The organism is Massilia sp. CFBP 13721 (assembly GCF_014842025.1).
GTDB lineage: Bacteria > Pseudomonadota > Gammaproteobacteria > Burkholderiales > Burkholderiaceae_D > Telluria.
Genome location: NZ_JACYUY010000001.1, coordinates 382,284 through 395,556 on the forward strand (window position 1 = coordinate 382,284; position 13,273 = coordinate 395,556).

At 65.5% G+C, this 13,273-nt stretch carries 13 protein-coding genes; 7 read left to right on the forward strand and 6 right to left on the reverse strand.

Annotated elements, in window-relative coordinates:
• Nucleotides 1-289: 289 nt before the first annotated feature.
• The 6 genes from IFT60_RS01545 (at nt 290) to IFT60_RS01570 (ending at nt 2,732) form a co-directional block, all read left to right on the forward strand.
• Nucleotides 290-568, forward strand: a complete 279-nt coding sequence (locus IFT60_RS01545) for a hypothetical protein (RefSeq protein WP_192048722.1) — start codon at nt 290-292, stop codon at nt 566-568.
• Between the two features lie 59 nt (nt 569-627).
• On the forward strand, nt 628-903 hold the full coding sequence (locus IFT60_RS01550; RefSeq protein ID WP_192048724.1) for a hypothetical protein: 276 nt from the start codon (nt 628-630) through the stop codon (nt 901-903).
• A gap of 73 nt (nt 904-976) precedes the next feature.
• Nucleotides 977-1,225, forward strand: a complete 249-nt coding sequence (locus IFT60_RS01555) for a hypothetical protein (RefSeq protein ID WP_192048726.1) — start codon at nt 977-979, stop codon at nt 1,223-1,225.
• A gap of 51 nt (nt 1,226-1,276) precedes the next feature.
• Nucleotides 1,277-1,555, forward strand: a complete 279-nt coding sequence (locus IFT60_RS01560; RefSeq protein ID WP_192048729.1) for a hypothetical protein — start codon at nt 1,277-1,279, stop codon at nt 1,553-1,555.
• 99 nt (nt 1,556-1,654) lie between these two features.
• Nucleotides 1,655-1,939 carry a hypothetical protein gene (locus IFT60_RS01565; protein WP_192048731.1) on the forward strand — a complete coding sequence of 95 codons (285 nt, stop codon included), beginning with the start codon at nt 1,655-1,657 and terminating at the stop codon, nt 1,937-1,939.
• A 34-nt stretch (nt 1,940-1,973) separates the two neighbouring features.
• Nucleotides 1,974-2,732 (forward strand): PP2C family protein-serine/threonine phosphatase, encoded by a 759-nt coding sequence (locus IFT60_RS01570; protein ID WP_192048733.1) that lies wholly within the window; start codon nt 1,974-1,976, stop codon nt 2,730-2,732.
• A 331-nt stretch (nt 2,733-3,063) separates the two neighbouring features.
• Here the strand turns inward: IFT60_RS01570 and IFT60_RS01575 are convergent, their stop codons facing one another.
• The 4 genes from IFT60_RS01575 to IFT60_RS01590 all read right to left on the reverse strand — a co-directional run bounded on the left by IFT60_RS01575 (nt 3,064) and on the right by IFT60_RS01590 (nt 10,093).
• Nucleotides 3,064-4,353, reverse strand: coding sequence for a sigma-54 interaction domain-containing protein (locus tag IFT60_RS01575; RefSeq protein ID WP_192048735.1), 1,290 nt, complete (start codon nt 4,351-4,353; stop codon nt 3,064-3,066).
• 6 nt (nt 4,354-4,359) lie between these two features.
• Nucleotides 4,360-7,422, reverse strand: a complete 3,063-nt coding sequence (locus IFT60_RS01580; protein WP_192048737.1) for a peptidase domain-containing ABC transporter — start codon at nt 7,420-7,422, stop codon at nt 4,360-4,362.
• 49 nt (nt 7,423-7,471) lie between these two features.
• On the reverse strand, nt 7,472-8,233 hold the full coding sequence (locus tag IFT60_RS01585) for a peptidylprolyl isomerase (protein ID WP_192048739.1): 762 nt from the start codon (nt 8,231-8,233) through the stop codon (nt 7,472-7,474).
• Between the two features lie 69 nt (nt 8,234-8,302).
• Nucleotides 8,303-10,093 carry an FAD-binding oxidoreductase gene (locus tag IFT60_RS01590; RefSeq protein ID WP_192048741.1) on the reverse strand — a complete coding sequence of 597 codons (1,791 nt, stop codon included), beginning with the start codon at nt 10,091-10,093 and terminating at the stop codon, nt 8,303-8,305.
• Nucleotides 10,094-10,248: 155 nt separating this feature from the next.
• Here IFT60_RS01590 and IFT60_RS01595 point away from each other — a divergent pair, with 155 nt between their 5' ends.
• Nucleotides 10,249-10,623, forward strand: a complete 375-nt coding sequence (locus IFT60_RS01595; RefSeq protein ID WP_192048743.1) for a group III truncated hemoglobin — start codon at nt 10,249-10,251, stop codon at nt 10,621-10,623.
• On the opposite strand, the gene IFT60_RS01600 is transcribed toward IFT60_RS01595, so the two are convergent.
• Together IFT60_RS01600 and IFT60_RS01605 are read right to left on the reverse strand one after the other, a co-directional pair.
• Nucleotides 10,553-12,223, reverse strand: a complete 1,671-nt coding sequence (locus IFT60_RS01600) for a phytoene desaturase family protein (RefSeq protein WP_192048745.1) — start codon at nt 12,221-12,223, stop codon at nt 10,553-10,555. The genes IFT60_RS01595 and IFT60_RS01600 overlap by 71 nt on opposite strands.
• 85 nt (nt 12,224-12,308) lie before the next feature.
• Nucleotides 12,309-13,268, reverse strand: coding sequence for a glycoside hydrolase family 43 protein (locus tag IFT60_RS01605; protein ID WP_192048747.1), 960 nt, complete (start codon nt 13,266-13,268; stop codon nt 12,309-12,311).
• Between the last annotated feature and the right edge of the window lie 5 nt (nt 13,269-13,273).

Consider the following 13,273-nt stretch of genomic DNA (forward strand, 5'->3'; position numbering starts at 1 on the left):
CGTAACGGTGGGCATGCCCACCCCAACGACCGACGTGTACGCCGTGGTCTGTTGCTTGGTGCCATACAGCTGCACACAACTGTTGGATTTTTCCCGTCATCGCTGGCTGTTTTCGATCGCAGGAATTTCCACGCAACTGCTGGGCATTTCAAATATAAACCGTTTATATTCAATGACTTGAGCGGCGATAACCATCTGCACGCACTACCTGGCACACCTTTCGCTATATGTCCAATGAGCGCAAACCAAATGCCTCAACCAACCAAACCACCACTTCAGGAGAATCACCATGAAAAGCTTGATCATCACCGACCTGGCCCGCACCGAACAACTCGACTCCGCAGCGATGGCAACCGTGCGCGGCGGCTTCAAGATGGGTGGCTACGGCTACGCGTTCGGCGACGTGAACTACGCCCCTTCCTTCGACTCGTCGATCAAGGCGAGCCAGAGCCTGGGGCAAATGCAGGAGGTCTTGACCGCCACCGCCAACGGCTCGGCCTTCATCGACGGCGTGCACGTCAACAACAACGTCGACCAGCACGGCGAAAACAAGATCATCCGCCGCTGATCCGTCCAGACAGAATCGCATCATTCATACGTTAATCCAATCTTTCAAGGAGCATCATCATGAAAACCCTGACCATCAAGGACCTGGCCCGTACCGAACAACTCGACAGCGGCGCCATGGCGCAAGTGCGCGGCGGCTGGAGCATGTACGCACCGTCCTACAAGCTGGGCGACGTGAATTACGCGCCACGCCACGACTCGTCAATCGACGCCGTGCAGAACCTGCTGCAACAGCAAAACGTGGTCACCGCCACCGCCAACGGCTCGGCCTTCGTCAAAGGCGTGCACGTCAACAGCAACGTCGACCAGCACGGCGAAAACAAGATCGTCGGCTAAGGTATCCACACCATGCCGCAGTTGCGCGGCGGCCCGCCCGCCGTGCAGCGACCATACACCCAAGGAGAAACCCATGTCTTCCATCATCATCCGCGACCTGGCCCGCAACGCAGCACTCGACCAGGGCGCCATGGCGCTGGTCCGCGGCGGCAACGCCTTCCCCAACGTCAACGTCAATGTCGACGTCAACCAGCAGATCGCCCAGTTCCAGCAGATCGGCATCAATGTCCTCAACAACAACGGCGTGATCGGCGCCGGCTTCAAGGGTCCGGACATCGCTGTTGCCGCCGCACTCTGGGCCGAGAACAAGGCCGTGTTCTGACCGTAGCACCAGCCTCGCCGTACAAGCACACTCACTTTTCAGGAGAATCACATGAACACCTTGACCATCACCGACCTGGCCCGCACCGAACAGCTGGACCGTCCGACCATGGCCGCCGTGCGCGGCGGCTGGAAAATGGCGTCGCCCGCCTATTCGTTCGGCGACGTGAAGCTGGGCGGCAGCTTCGACTCGTCGATCGACGCCGCCCAGAGCCTGGGGCAGATGCAGGAAGTCCTGAGCGCCAGCGCCAACGGCGCGGCCTTTGTCGACGGCGTGCACGTCGACAGCAAGGTCGACCAGCACGGCGAAAACAAGATCGTGCGGCGCTGACCTGCCAAGTGCGCAAACTTGATCTACACTGGAGAGAGGAGCCCCTGTCTCTCCAGTGTGGATCTTCCCCTCGTTTTTTTCCGACTACGGAGACGCATCATGGCCAGCATTACCATCGGCGACCTGCCGACCAGCGCCGTGCTCGACCGCAAGGCGATGTGCGCGATCCGCGGCGCCGGCGCGCCCTGGGTATTCGGCTGGATCCGGCCTTTTGTCGCCGCCTCGCCCAGCCAGGTCCCGGTCATCAATTTTTACCAGATCAATAATTTCGCCGACCAGTTGATCAACCAGTTCCAGACGGTCTCGGTGAACAATGCCGGCAACGGCGCGACCCTCAACGTGGTCGTGGACGAGAGCAGCGTCAACAATGCGCTGCTGCCCTAGATAGTCTCGAGGAGCACACCAGCGGGACGATGCGATGGACTTCGACAGTCAGTTGCTCTGGACCTCCGTTGGACGCACCGACGTCGGCCTCGTGCGCAAGCGCAACGAGGATGCCCACCTGGTGCACCCGCGCTACACCCTGTGGGCGGTGGCCGACGGCATGGGCGGCCATGCCTTCGGCGACTTCGCCAGCGCCGCCGTGGTCGACGCGCTCGCCGGCCTGCCGCCACCGGCCAACCTGGCCGATTTCATCGCGCTGGCGCGCGACCGCCTGGAGCGGGTCAACGAAGCGCTGCGCCTGGAAGCGCGCACGCGCCTGGTGCCGATGATCGGCAGTACCGTCGTTGCCCTCTACGCCTGCGGCAACGAAGCCGCCTGCCTGTGGGCCGGCGACAGCCGCAGCTACCTGTTCCGCCAGGGCCGCCTGCAGCAACTCACGCGCGACCACAGCCAGCTCGAAGCCCTGAAAGACAGCGGCGCCGACCTAACCACCACCCTGGCCAGCCCCAACATGATCACGCGCGCGGTCGGGGCGGCGGACACCATCGAGTTCGACGTCACCACGCTGCCGGTGCGCGACGGCGACGTGTTCCTCCTGTGCAGCGACGGTCTCAGCACCCCGGTCGACGAAGCGGCGATCGCCGCCACGCTGGCGCCGGGCGACTGCGCCCGCGCCGCGGGCGAACTGATCGCGCTGGCGCTGGCGAATGGCGGGCGCGACAACATCACAGTGGTGGTGGCGCGGGCGGAGGATCAGTCGGGGGACAAGACGGTAGTGAATCCGGCGTTGTGAGGCGGCCAGGCGAATGCCGGCTCGTCGCTCTCGCTCGGCGCTCTCGTTAGCCGCCGCTTACCGTAGGGTGGACTCCTGAGTCCACGCGTTACGTGCACATCCTTTCGTCGGCTCGGCTGAATCTCCACGAGCACAGTATCCGACAACGATATGTCTGGTGCTTGTCACTATGGTTTCGTACCACGCACGATCACCGCTGCGTCGGTATGAGGCGCACGTAACGCGTGGACTCAGGAGTCCACCCTACGTTACTCATGTTCATCGTCACCTACACAAGAGACGTCCGTAACGCGTGGGCATGCCCACCGTACAGCGCATCCGGCACTGCTCATCAATGCTCCTTGCGAAAATCCTTCGAATGCAACCCGTGCTTCTTGAGCAGGATCTGCAGGTGCGAGCGGTTCATGTCCCAGCGCCGCGCCAGTTCGGCCACCGTGCCGCCGACTTCCTGCAGCCCGCGTTCCAGGCAGCTGCGTTCGGCTTCGTCGCTGGCGACCCGCTTCGCTTCGGCCATGGAAATGCCTGCCGCCGATACCGCCCCATCGGGCCTTGCGATGGCCCCGGGCGCCGCGGGCCGGATGTCTTCCGGCAGGTGCGCCAGGTCGGCCGTCTCGCCGGCCAGGCAGGAGATGCGGTACATGATGTTGCGCAGTTCGCGGATGTTGCCCGGGTAGCCATAGCCGAGCAGGAAGGTGCGCAGGCGCGGCGTCAGCGCCACGGGGCGCCGTTTCAGCGCTTCGGCCGATTCGTCGCCGTACCAGGCGATCAGCAGCGGGATCTCGTCGCGGCGCTCGCGCAGCGGCGGCAGCGTCACGTGGATCACGCTGAGGCGGTAGAACAGGTCTTCGCGGAAGGTGCCCGTTTCGATCAGCTTGCGCAGGTTCTTGTTGGTGGCGGCGACGATGCGCGCGTCGACCGAAATCGTTTCGTCGGAACCAACGCGCTGGATCTCGTGCGATTGCAGCACGCGCAGCAGCTTGACTTGTCCGATCAGCGGCAACTCGCCGATCTCGTCGAGGAAGATCGTCCCCTTGTGCGCGCTTTCGAACTTGCCCTTGCGGTCCTTGTCGGCGCCGGTGAACGCGCCGCGCTTGTGGCCGAACAGTTCCGATTCGAGCAGGTTGTCGGGAATCGCGCCGCAGTTGACCGAGATGTAGGGCTTGTCGGCGCGCGCGCCGTTGGCGTGGATGACCTTGGCCATCAACTCCTTGCCGGTGCCGCTTTCGCCGTCGACCAGCACCGGCAAGTCGGTGGGCGCCGCCTTTTCCGCGATCTCGAGGGCGTCGAGCAGCTTCGGGTTGTCGCCGAAGGTGCCCTCGAACACGAAGCTGCGCGCCAGCAGCGCCTGGCGCCGTTCTCCCGTCGAGAGCTCGAGCGGTGCCGGTTCGGCCGTCGTCTCCGTGCGGCGCTCCGTACCGATCGCCTGCACGAAGCGCTCCTTGTGCGACAGCCCCATGACTTCGTCGCGCAGCGTGTTCGCCTGGCGCAGCAGCTTGTCGATGTCGGGCCGCTCGATGCGCGTCGCCCAGCGCAGGGTCGAGCGCATGATCTCGATCTTTTCGAGCAGGGCCGCGTACGACATCGCCGAGCCGCGCTCGCCGCCGGGATTGTAGAGTTTCATCGCAGTTTATCCCGATCCCAGCTGTTTCTGCACCAGCTCGTAGTACATCCCGCGCCGCGCCAGCAATTCTTCGTGGCGCCCCTGCTCGACAATCTTGCCTTCGTAGAGCACGACGATCTTATCGGCGCGCATGATCGTGCTCAGGCGGTGCGCGATGATCACGGCCGTGCGTCCGGCCAGGATCGCTTCCATGTTGGCCATGATATTGCTCTCGGACTGGGTGTCGAGCGCGGACGTCGCCTCGTCGAACACCAGCAGGCGCGGATCGTGGTAGAGGGCGCGCGCGATGCACAGGCGCTGCACCTGGCCGCCGGACAGTCCCACGCCGCGCTCGCCCACCACCTGCTCGTACCCGAGCGGCATCTTGGAGATAAAGGCGTGGGCGTCGGCCATCTTCGCTACTTCCTCGATGCGGCGCCGGTCGGGGCTGTCGTCGCCGCTGGCGATGTTCTCGGCGATCGTCCCGGAAAACAGCAGGTTGCTCTGCATGACGTAGCCGACCTGGGCGCGGTAATAATCCTTGTCGATCGTGCTCATCTCGTAGCCGTCGACGATGATTTTTCCGTCGCTCGGCGGATAGAAGCCCACCAGCAGCTTGGCCAGCGTGGTCTTGCCCGAACCGCTGCGCCCGACGATCGCCACCAGCTCGCCCGGCTTGATGTCGATGCTGATGTCTTCCAGCACCCAGGGCGTGTCCTCGCCGCCGTAGCGGAAGTACATGCGTTCGAGCTTCAGTTCGCCCTGCAGGTCGGGCAGCACCACGCGCGCGGCCAGGTCGCCCGGCTTTTGTTCGGGCTCGATGTCGAGCACGTCGCCCAAGCGCTCCATGGCGACGGTGGCGTCGGCCATGCGGCTCCACAGGCCGACCAGACCCATCAGCGGCCCCAGCACGCTGCCCATCAGGGCATTGAAGGCCATCAGCTGGCCAATGGTCAGTTCGCGCGCCAGCACCAGGGTGGCGCCGGCCCACAGGATGACGATGGTCGTCGCCGAGTTCAGGACCTGGCTGGCCAGGCCGACCAGGATGTTGAACTGCTGCGAGCGGTATTGCACTTCCAGCGCCTTGACGTATTTCTTTTCCCATTTCAGGCGCACCGGCCGCTCGCTGCCCATCCCCTTTACCGTCTCGATGCCGCCCAGCGCCTCCATCAGGAAGGACTGGGCGTCGGTCGAGGCATTGAACACGTCGCGCGCGTAATCCTTGATCTTCGGCGTCACCAGCACCGTAAGCGCGATGATCGGGATGACGAAGCCGATCAGCAGCAGCGTCAACTTGACGTTGTAGAGGAACAGGATGGTGAAGTAGATAAACACCATCAGCAGATTCAGCAAGGTGGTGACGGTGGACTCGGTCAGAAAGGCGCGGATGGTCTGGTTTTCGGAAAAGCGCGCCAGGATGTCGCCGGTCTTGCGCTTGGCAAAAAACGAATACGGCAGCGACATCGTGTGCTTGAAAAATTGCGCCATCATCGAAAAATCGAGGTTGCGCACCATGTAGTTCGACAGGTAGGCGCGCAGCGTCGACATCACCTGGCTGAACACGGTCGAGATCACCAGCCCCAGGATCAGCAGGTGCAGCAGCCCCAGGTTCTGGTGCACCAGCACGCCGTCGAGGATGTTCTGGATGATCATCGGCGGCACGATGCCGAGCATCTGGATGACAAACGTCGCCAGGAACAGCTGCAGCAGGATTTTTTTATAGGGCCGCAGGTAGCTGACGAAACGCAGCCAGGGCGAGCGCGCGGCCTCGAGATGCACCAGCTGCTGGCCCGGCGTGAACACCAGGCAGGTGCCGCTCCAGCCGCGCTCGAATTCTTCCACGCTCATCTTCCTGAAACCCACCGCCGGGTCGGCCATCCACACCTGGCTGGCCGAGACGCCGTACACGATCACGTAGTGGTAGCCCTCCCAGTGCACGATGAAGGGCAGTTCGAAGCCGAGCAGCGCGTCGAAGGTGCATTGCACCCCGCGCGCGCCGAAACCGAGCGCCTCGCCGGCGCGCGCCAGGCTGTCGAGCGTGGCGCCTTGCGTGGTGACGTTGGCCAGTTCGCGCAGCTTACCGAGCGTCATGTTGATGCCGTAGTGGCGGCACAGCATCGCCAGGCAGGCGGCGCCGCAATCCATTTCCTCGGCCTGTTCGACCAGGGCGAAGCGCTTGATGATCTTCTCGCCGGCTTTCGGTTGCGAGGCAAGGTCGAGCACCACCGGGCGCTTGCGCCGTTCGGCGAGGCGCTTCTGGCGGTGCAGTTCGCGCTCGAAAAAGCGGACGCGCTCCTCGATCACTTCGCGGAACTTCGCATTGCGCTCGAGGATGAAATGCGCCGACTTTTCCGGAATCACCAACAGCACCGCCTCGCCCGCCGCGACCACGCTGGCCGGCTGTTCCTGGCGCATCAAACACGCTTTTTCGCCGAAGATCTCGCCCGGGCCGAGCGTGGCCAGCACATACTCGTCGTCGCCGTCATGCACCACCACCCGCACCTGCCCCTGGCGCACCACATACAGGCGGCGGTCGTCGCGCGCATTCTGGCGCAGGATTTCCTTGTCCGGCCCGACCCGCTTGACGCCGACGCTGCGCACGAACTCTTCCAGTTCGGGTTTATCCACCTTGCCGCGCAAGTCGAACAGGCGCGCCACCAGGCCGCCGGCCGAGCTGATCGCCACGTAGTTGTTGATGAAGTCGAGCGCCGCGCCGTTGCGCGCGACCAGCGGCTCGATCGCCGCGCGCGGGATGAACCAGAGTTCGGTCTTGAGGGCGGCGCGCGCCGACAGTTCGTGCCGGTACGGGCGCAGCATGGCGATCTCGGCGAACACTTCGCCGCTCTTGCGCACCCCCATGCTGATTTCCTTGCCGTGCTCTTCGCCGAACACGCGCACCGAACCGGATTTGATGACGTACAGCCCGTCGGCCGCGTCGCCGGCGCTGCAGATAGTGTCGCCAAAGGCATAGGCGCGCGTTTCGATCGCCTCGGCCAGCCCGTTCAGTTCCTCGGGCGTGAAGACCGAGAGGATTTCGACCGAGGACAGGAACTCGGTCGAGGCATGGTGTTGTTGCGCGGATGATTCCATGATGGGTGGCGGCCAGGCCGGGTTGGAATGCGCCTGGCGTAACGACCCGCTAGCGTGCGGGGCAGGCTTCGATGATGTGCTCTTGTGCCCGCGCCGCCAGCCACTCCTCGCGCAACAGGCGGCGCACCTCGACGGCGGTGTCTTCGTCGAGCGCGGCGGGATGCCTGGCGTTGACCATGAAAATCTCGAACAGCGCGCGGTCACTGGAGGGAAACGGCCCGAGCAGGTCGCCAGCCGCGGCATTGAAGACGCGTGCCTCGAGGTCGGGTTTCAGCGAACCGCGCAGCACCTTGCCGATCACCCCGCCGTTCTCGCGCGCCTCGCCGACCGAGTGCTCGCTCACCATCTCGGCGAAACTGTCGGGATCGTCGCCGAGGGCCGACATCATCTCCTTGGCCTTGCCTTCCGAATCGAGCACGATATGGCTGATCTCGACGCTGTCGAAGCGCGGCGAATTGAGCTTGAAGTACTGCTCGACCGCTTTTTCGCTGCAGACCTGTTCCATCATTTTTTCGTGGTACAGGCCGTCGGTGATGAATTCCTCGAACTCGTCCAGGCTGACGCCGAGCGCGTCGAGGTAATGGTTCATGTCGGCGGCCCGGTGCAGGCCCTGGGCGCGGCGGAACTGGTCGGCGCGCTCCTGGATGTCGCCGGCCGCAATCGGCAAGCCCGCCTTTTTCGCGGCATGCACGGCCAGCTTCTCGCGCACCAGCTGCTCGACAAGTCCCTCGAACTGCCCGGTGAGCTTCAGTGTTCGGATGAAGACATCGGTATCGATGACTTCATCGTCGATGCGCACGATCGCGGCCATACGGTCTCCTCGGCATGTGGCTCCATAAGCATCGGACTCCGGTACCGGCGATTTGTTCCTTGGATGATGCTAGGCCCGCCTGGTGAACCCGTCGGCGCTCCACGCCTCGCTGCCGACGCCGTGGTGCACGAAGAACAGTCCGCCAGGATCGACCGCCCTCTTCACCTGCGCCAGGCGTGCGTAGTTAACGCCCCAGTAGGCGTCCTGCCAGCGCGCCTGGAAATAATCGCTTTCCGAGACATAGGTGCCGGCATCGGGTGCGGCCGTGCGCAAGGCGTCGATCCCGGCGCCGATGCGCACCGCCGCGTGGCGCGCACGGGCCTCGTCCACTGTTGCACCCGGCATGCCGGGAAAGGCCGGGCCGCCGCCGCCCGCGATGATGGCCAGTGCAAAGGCATCGAGCACGGCCGGGTTCATCGCGGTATCGCGCGTGGCGGCCAGCGCCGCGGCCGGCGCGCCTGCCAGGCCCTTGTTGAAGTGCAGTTCCACATCCCAATGGGCGGCGGCGGCGCACAGCGCATCGACCAGCGCCCCTTGCCGCTGCGGCGCCAGCAGCGCGGCCGGCAGCCAGGTCGACTGGTAGCCATGGATGAACCAGCCTCCCTGTTCGCCGTCGCCGGTCCAGAAATGGTGGTCGGGCGAGGCGCCGGGACGTCCATCCATCGTCGTCAGGCCGGGCGCGTGCTTCTGGAAGAAAAGCGGGTCCCAGAAATGGCGTGCCGGAATCGCCATCACGGCCGGCTCGGCAAAGCTGTATTCCTTGCGGTCGCGTACCCAGGCGAAGAACGGCGCCCACGTGGCCCGCGCCTGCGCTTCGTCCAGGCCCTGGAACACCATCGACAGCTTCAGCTTCTTGCCGTCGCGCAGCGAGACCGCCTCGCCCCAGTGTTTGTTGAACAGGCTGGCGCGGTAGAAGTCGACGAAGCGCGCCAGCAGCGCGCGCAAGGCGTCGTTCGAGCTGGCCGTGATCTCGCCGAACACAGCGCCGAAAAACGCCGGCAACGCATGCGTGCGCAAGGTCAGGCGCGTGACGACGCCGAAGCTGCCGCCACCGCCGCCCTTCAAGGCCCAGAACAGGTCCGGGTTGGTGTAGGCGTTGGCGATGCGGATTGCGCCGTCGGCGGTGACGACTTCGGCTTCGATCAGGCTGGCGGCGGCCGTGCCGAACCCTTTGGAAAAACTGCCGAAGCCGCCGCCCTGCACCAGCCCGGCCACCCCGACCGTGGTGCAGCCGCCACCCTGCACATAGCGCCCGCCGCGGGTCGTCACTTCGGCATAGGCGTCGGCCCACATGGCGCCGGCGCCGACGTGCACGGCCGGCTGGGCAGATTCCTTCGGACAGCTCTGGGCAACAAAGGCGTCGATCATTTCCACCCGGTTCATCGCGCGCGTCCACACCAGCAGCGAATCGGACGCGTTCGAGGCGCCGGAGTAGCTGTGGCCGCCGCCCTTGACCACCAGGCGCAGGTTGTGGCGCCGCGCGAAGCTGACGGCGGCGGCCACGTCGGCAGCATCGCGCGCGGCCACCGCGTAGGTGCTGGCGCGCGAGGTCCAGGCATCCTGCCAGCCGCTGGTCTGGGTCAGCGCCGGGTGGTCGCCGATGTAATACGGATTCTTGAGGCCGGCCAGCGCTTCGTTGCGCACGGCTTCGCTCTGGCCACGGGCGAAGGGCGAACTCAGGGCCAGCAGGCGGCCGCCGGTTTGGGTACGCAAGGCTTGCCACTCCTTGGCGTTCGGCCATGCGGGCGTGCCGGGACGGGCCCGGCTACGGCTTGCGCCCTTTGCGATCGCCCCAGCCGGCAGCACGCCTTGCAGCAGCGCCGTCGACATTGCTACGCCCAACAGATCCCGTCGTTTCATCGCGTCCCCTGTCTTGTTAGCGGCTTATTGGCGCCGAGTTTCTTTGAGGATAGCAATTTTGCAAGCGCGGGACAAAGGATATTTGGCTCGACCCGGCTTGGCCCGCCGTGGCGCGATCTGCCACAATATGCCCGGCCCTTCCTCTACCGAACAATATGTACGCCGAACTGAACCGCGCCTCGATCGCCACCCTGGTCAACGATTTTTATACCGACATCCGCCAGGAAGCCCTGCTGGCGCCCATCTTCAACGGCGCCATCGGCGGCAATTGGGAACCGCACCTGGCACGCATGGTCGATTTCTGGTGCTCGGTGATGCTGGCCAGCGGCGAGTTCAAGGGTGACGTGTATGGTAAGCACATGCAGATCCAGGGCGTCGAGATCGAGCACTTCCGGCGCTGGCTGGGGCTGTTCGAGGCGCATGCGCGGCGGCTGTTTCAGCCGGCGGTGGCGGATGAGTTCATGGCCGCGGCGCGGCGGATTGCGGCGAGTTTGCAGTATGGGTATTTTGGGCGGGTTGAGGTGACTTGAAGCCGTTGCGCCTGCTGAAGTCTTTTAACACCTCACGGGCCGCATTGTGCCCCGGCGCCCCGGTCACGCCCCCGCCCGGGTGCGTTCCCGAGCCGCAGGTGTACAGTCCCGCCACCGGCCCGCGGTAGTCCGCATGCCCGAGCATCGGCCGCGCCGCGAACAGCTGGTCGAGCCCGAGCGCGCCGTGGAAGATGTCGCCGCCGACCAGGCCGAAGGTGCGTTCCAGGTCGAGCGGGCTCATGATCTGGCGGCCGAGCACCGAACGCTTGAAGTTGGGCGCGTGGCGGTCGACGGTATCAATCATCAGGTCGGCCACGTGTTCGCGGTGCGCGTCCCAGTTCGCGCCGTCGGGTAGCTGCGGCGCGACGTGCTGGCAGAACAGGCTGGCCACGTGCCCGTTCGGCGGCGCCAGCGAGGGGTCAAGCGTCGAGGGAATCAGCATCTCGACGATCGGTTCGCGCGACCAGCCGAACGCGCGCGCATCGTGGTAGGCGCGCTCCATGTACCCCAGGCTGGGCGCGATGATGATGCCGCTGCCGTGGTGCTCGGCCGCTTCCTTGCCGGGCAGGCAGCTGAAACTCGGCAGCTCAGCCAGCGCGACGTTCATGCGGAAGGTGCCGGAACCGCAGCGCCAGGCCCCCATGCGGCGCAGGAAATCGCTTGAGAGCGCGGCGGGATCGACCAGCTTCGTGTACAGCAGGCGCGGGTTCAGGTTCGACACGACCGCGCGTGCATCGAGCCGTTCGCCCCTGGCGGTGACGACGCCGGCCGCCCGCCCCGCCGCCAGCAGCACTTCGCGCACCGCGCAACCGGTACGGATCTCGACACCCAGGCCTTCCGCCGCCTTGGCCATCGCCTGCGTGATCGCGCCCATGCCGCCGATGGCGTGGCCCCAGGCGCCCTTCTTGCCATTGACCTCGCCGAACACGTGGTGCAGCAGCACGTAGGCCGAGCCCGGCGAATATGGACTGGCGTAGTTGCCGACGATGCTGTCGAAGCCGTAGGCCGCCTTGATGGGCGCGCTCTCGAACCAGCCGTCGAGGTAGTCGCCGGCCGATTTGGTGAACAGGTCGAGCAGTTCGCGCTGCGCGGAGAGCGGCAGCTTGCGCATGCGGTTGCCCAGCTTGCCGGCCTTGATCAGTTCGGGCAGCGCGCCGAGCCAGCCGCCGTCGGTCCGGTTCGGCGGGGTCTGCAGCACCAGGTCGCGCAGCAGGTCGGCCGCCGCGTCCAGATTCTGGCTGTAGGCGTCGAGCCGGTCGGCGTCGCGCTGCGAGAATTTCGCCACCTCGGCATGGGTCTTGCCGGCGCCGACCTTCAGGTAGCGGCCGTCTTCCAGCGGCAGGAAATTCGACAGTGGCCGCTCGACGATGCGCAGGCCGTGCGCGCCCAGGTTCATGTCGGCGATCACCCTGGGGTTGAGCAGCGAGACCGTGTAGGCGGCGACCGAGTTGCGAAAGCCGGGGTGGAATTCTTCGGTCACCGCAGCGCCGCCGACGACATCGCGCGCTTCCAGCACCGTCACCTTCAAGCCGGCGCGGGCTAGGTAAAAAGCGCAGACCAGGCCGTTGTGGCCGCCGCCGATGATGATCGCATCGCGCATCCGCATTCTCCTCGAGGGCACAGGGACATTGTCTGCTACTCCGGCAAAAAGCGCACCTGCCAACATCGTGAGGTATCGTCGCCGCTCAGCTCGACGGCGCCGGCTGCGCCCCACTGCTCGGCCCCGCCGTCACCGGTCGCCCATCCTGCCAATCCAGCCGATCGATGCACATGCGCCGCGTGGTCTGTGCCACGTCCCAGGCGTGGTACACGATCCAGGTCTCGCTGCCGTCGGGCGAAGTCGTGAACGAGTTGTGGCCGGGCCCGATGACGGCGCCCGGACGGCTGCGCATCACCAGCGCCTCTTGTCCGCCATCGGGACTGCGGTAGGGCCCGAGCGGATGCTCGGCCACCACATAGCTGATGCCGTAGTTCTCGCGCTCCCAGGCGCCGCCGCTGTAGAAGCAGAAAACCTGGCCGCCGTACACCTGCACGAAGGCGCCCTCCACCGTGTGCCAGTCGTAGACGCCGCCGTACATCGGCCGCTCCTTGCGGAACACGTGCCAGTCCTGGTGCGGACGCACCACCACCCGCGGCTCGCCTGCCAGCGTGCACATGTCGAGCAGGCGGTCGACCACGATGCCGGTGCCGACGCGGTGCTCGCCCTCGGCTTCGAGGAAGTCGACGCAGTAGAACAGGTACCACTGGCCGTCGATGTGCCGGTACGGGTGGGCGTCGATCGAGAACGACTGATCGGGCACCAGGATGCCGCCGCTGTCGGCGAACGGGCCGGCGGGATGGTCGCTGACGGCCACGCGCAATTGCTGGTCGGTGCCTTCGGATGCGGAGCCGGACGAGTAGTACATGTAGAAGCGGCCGTCGTGGAAGGCCACTTCGGGCGCCCAGTAGTGTTCGGCGCCGTTCGGCATCAGCGCGTGGCCGAGCGGCTCCCAGTCGACCAGGTCGGTCGAGCGCAGCACCGGGATCTGGCGGCCATCGGCGCCGCCGGGCGCGGTGCCGTAGGCATAATAGGCGCCCTCGTGTTTCAGCACGAAGGGATCGGCCATGGTGTCCGGGTAGACCGGGTTCTGGTAGGTGCGCTGCATTGTCT

Coding starts and splice junctions, on each gene's coding strand:
- IFT60_RS01545 (WP_192048722.1), top strand. CDS start 290: ATGAAAAGCTTGATCATCACCGACCTGGCCCGCACCGAACAACTCGAC.
- IFT60_RS01550 (WP_192048724.1), top strand. CDS start 628: ATGAAAACCCTGACCATCAAGGACCTGGCCCGTACCGAACAACTCGAC.
- IFT60_RS01555 (WP_192048726.1), top strand. CDS start 977: ATGTCTTCCATCATCATCCGCGACCTGGCCCGCAACGCAGCACTCGAC.
- IFT60_RS01560 (WP_192048729.1), top strand. CDS start 1,277: ATGAACACCTTGACCATCACCGACCTGGCCCGCACCGAACAGCTGGAC.
- IFT60_RS01565 (WP_192048731.1), top strand. CDS start 1,655: ATGGCCAGCATTACCATCGGCGACCTGCCGACCAGCGCCGTGCTCGAC.
- IFT60_RS01570 (WP_192048733.1), top strand. CDS start 1,974: ATGGACTTCGACAGTCAGTTGCTCTGGACCTCCGTTGGACGCACCGAC.
- IFT60_RS01575 (WP_192048735.1), bottom strand. CDS start 4,353: ATGAAACTCTACAATCCCGGCGGCGAGCGCGGCTCGGCGATGTCGTAC.
- IFT60_RS01580 (WP_192048737.1), bottom strand. CDS start 7,422: ATGGAATCATCCGCGCAACAACACCATGCCTCGACCGAGTTCCTGTCC.
- IFT60_RS01585 (WP_192048739.1), bottom strand. CDS start 8,233: ATGGCCGCGATCGTGCGCATCGACGATGAAGTCATCGATACCGATGTC.
- IFT60_RS01590 (WP_192048741.1), bottom strand. CDS start 10,093: ATGAAACGACGGGATCTGTTGGGCGTAGCAATGTCGACGGCGCTGCTG.
- IFT60_RS01595 (WP_192048743.1), top strand. CDS start 10,249: ATGTACGCCGAACTGAACCGCGCCTCGATCGCCACCCTGGTCAACGAT.
- IFT60_RS01600 (WP_192048745.1), bottom strand. CDS start 12,223: ATGCGCGATGCGATCATCATCGGCGGCGGCCACAACGGCCTGGTCTGC.
- IFT60_RS01605 (WP_192048747.1), bottom strand. CDS start 13,268: ATGCAGCGCACCTACCAGAACCCGGTCTACCCGGACACCATGGCCGAT.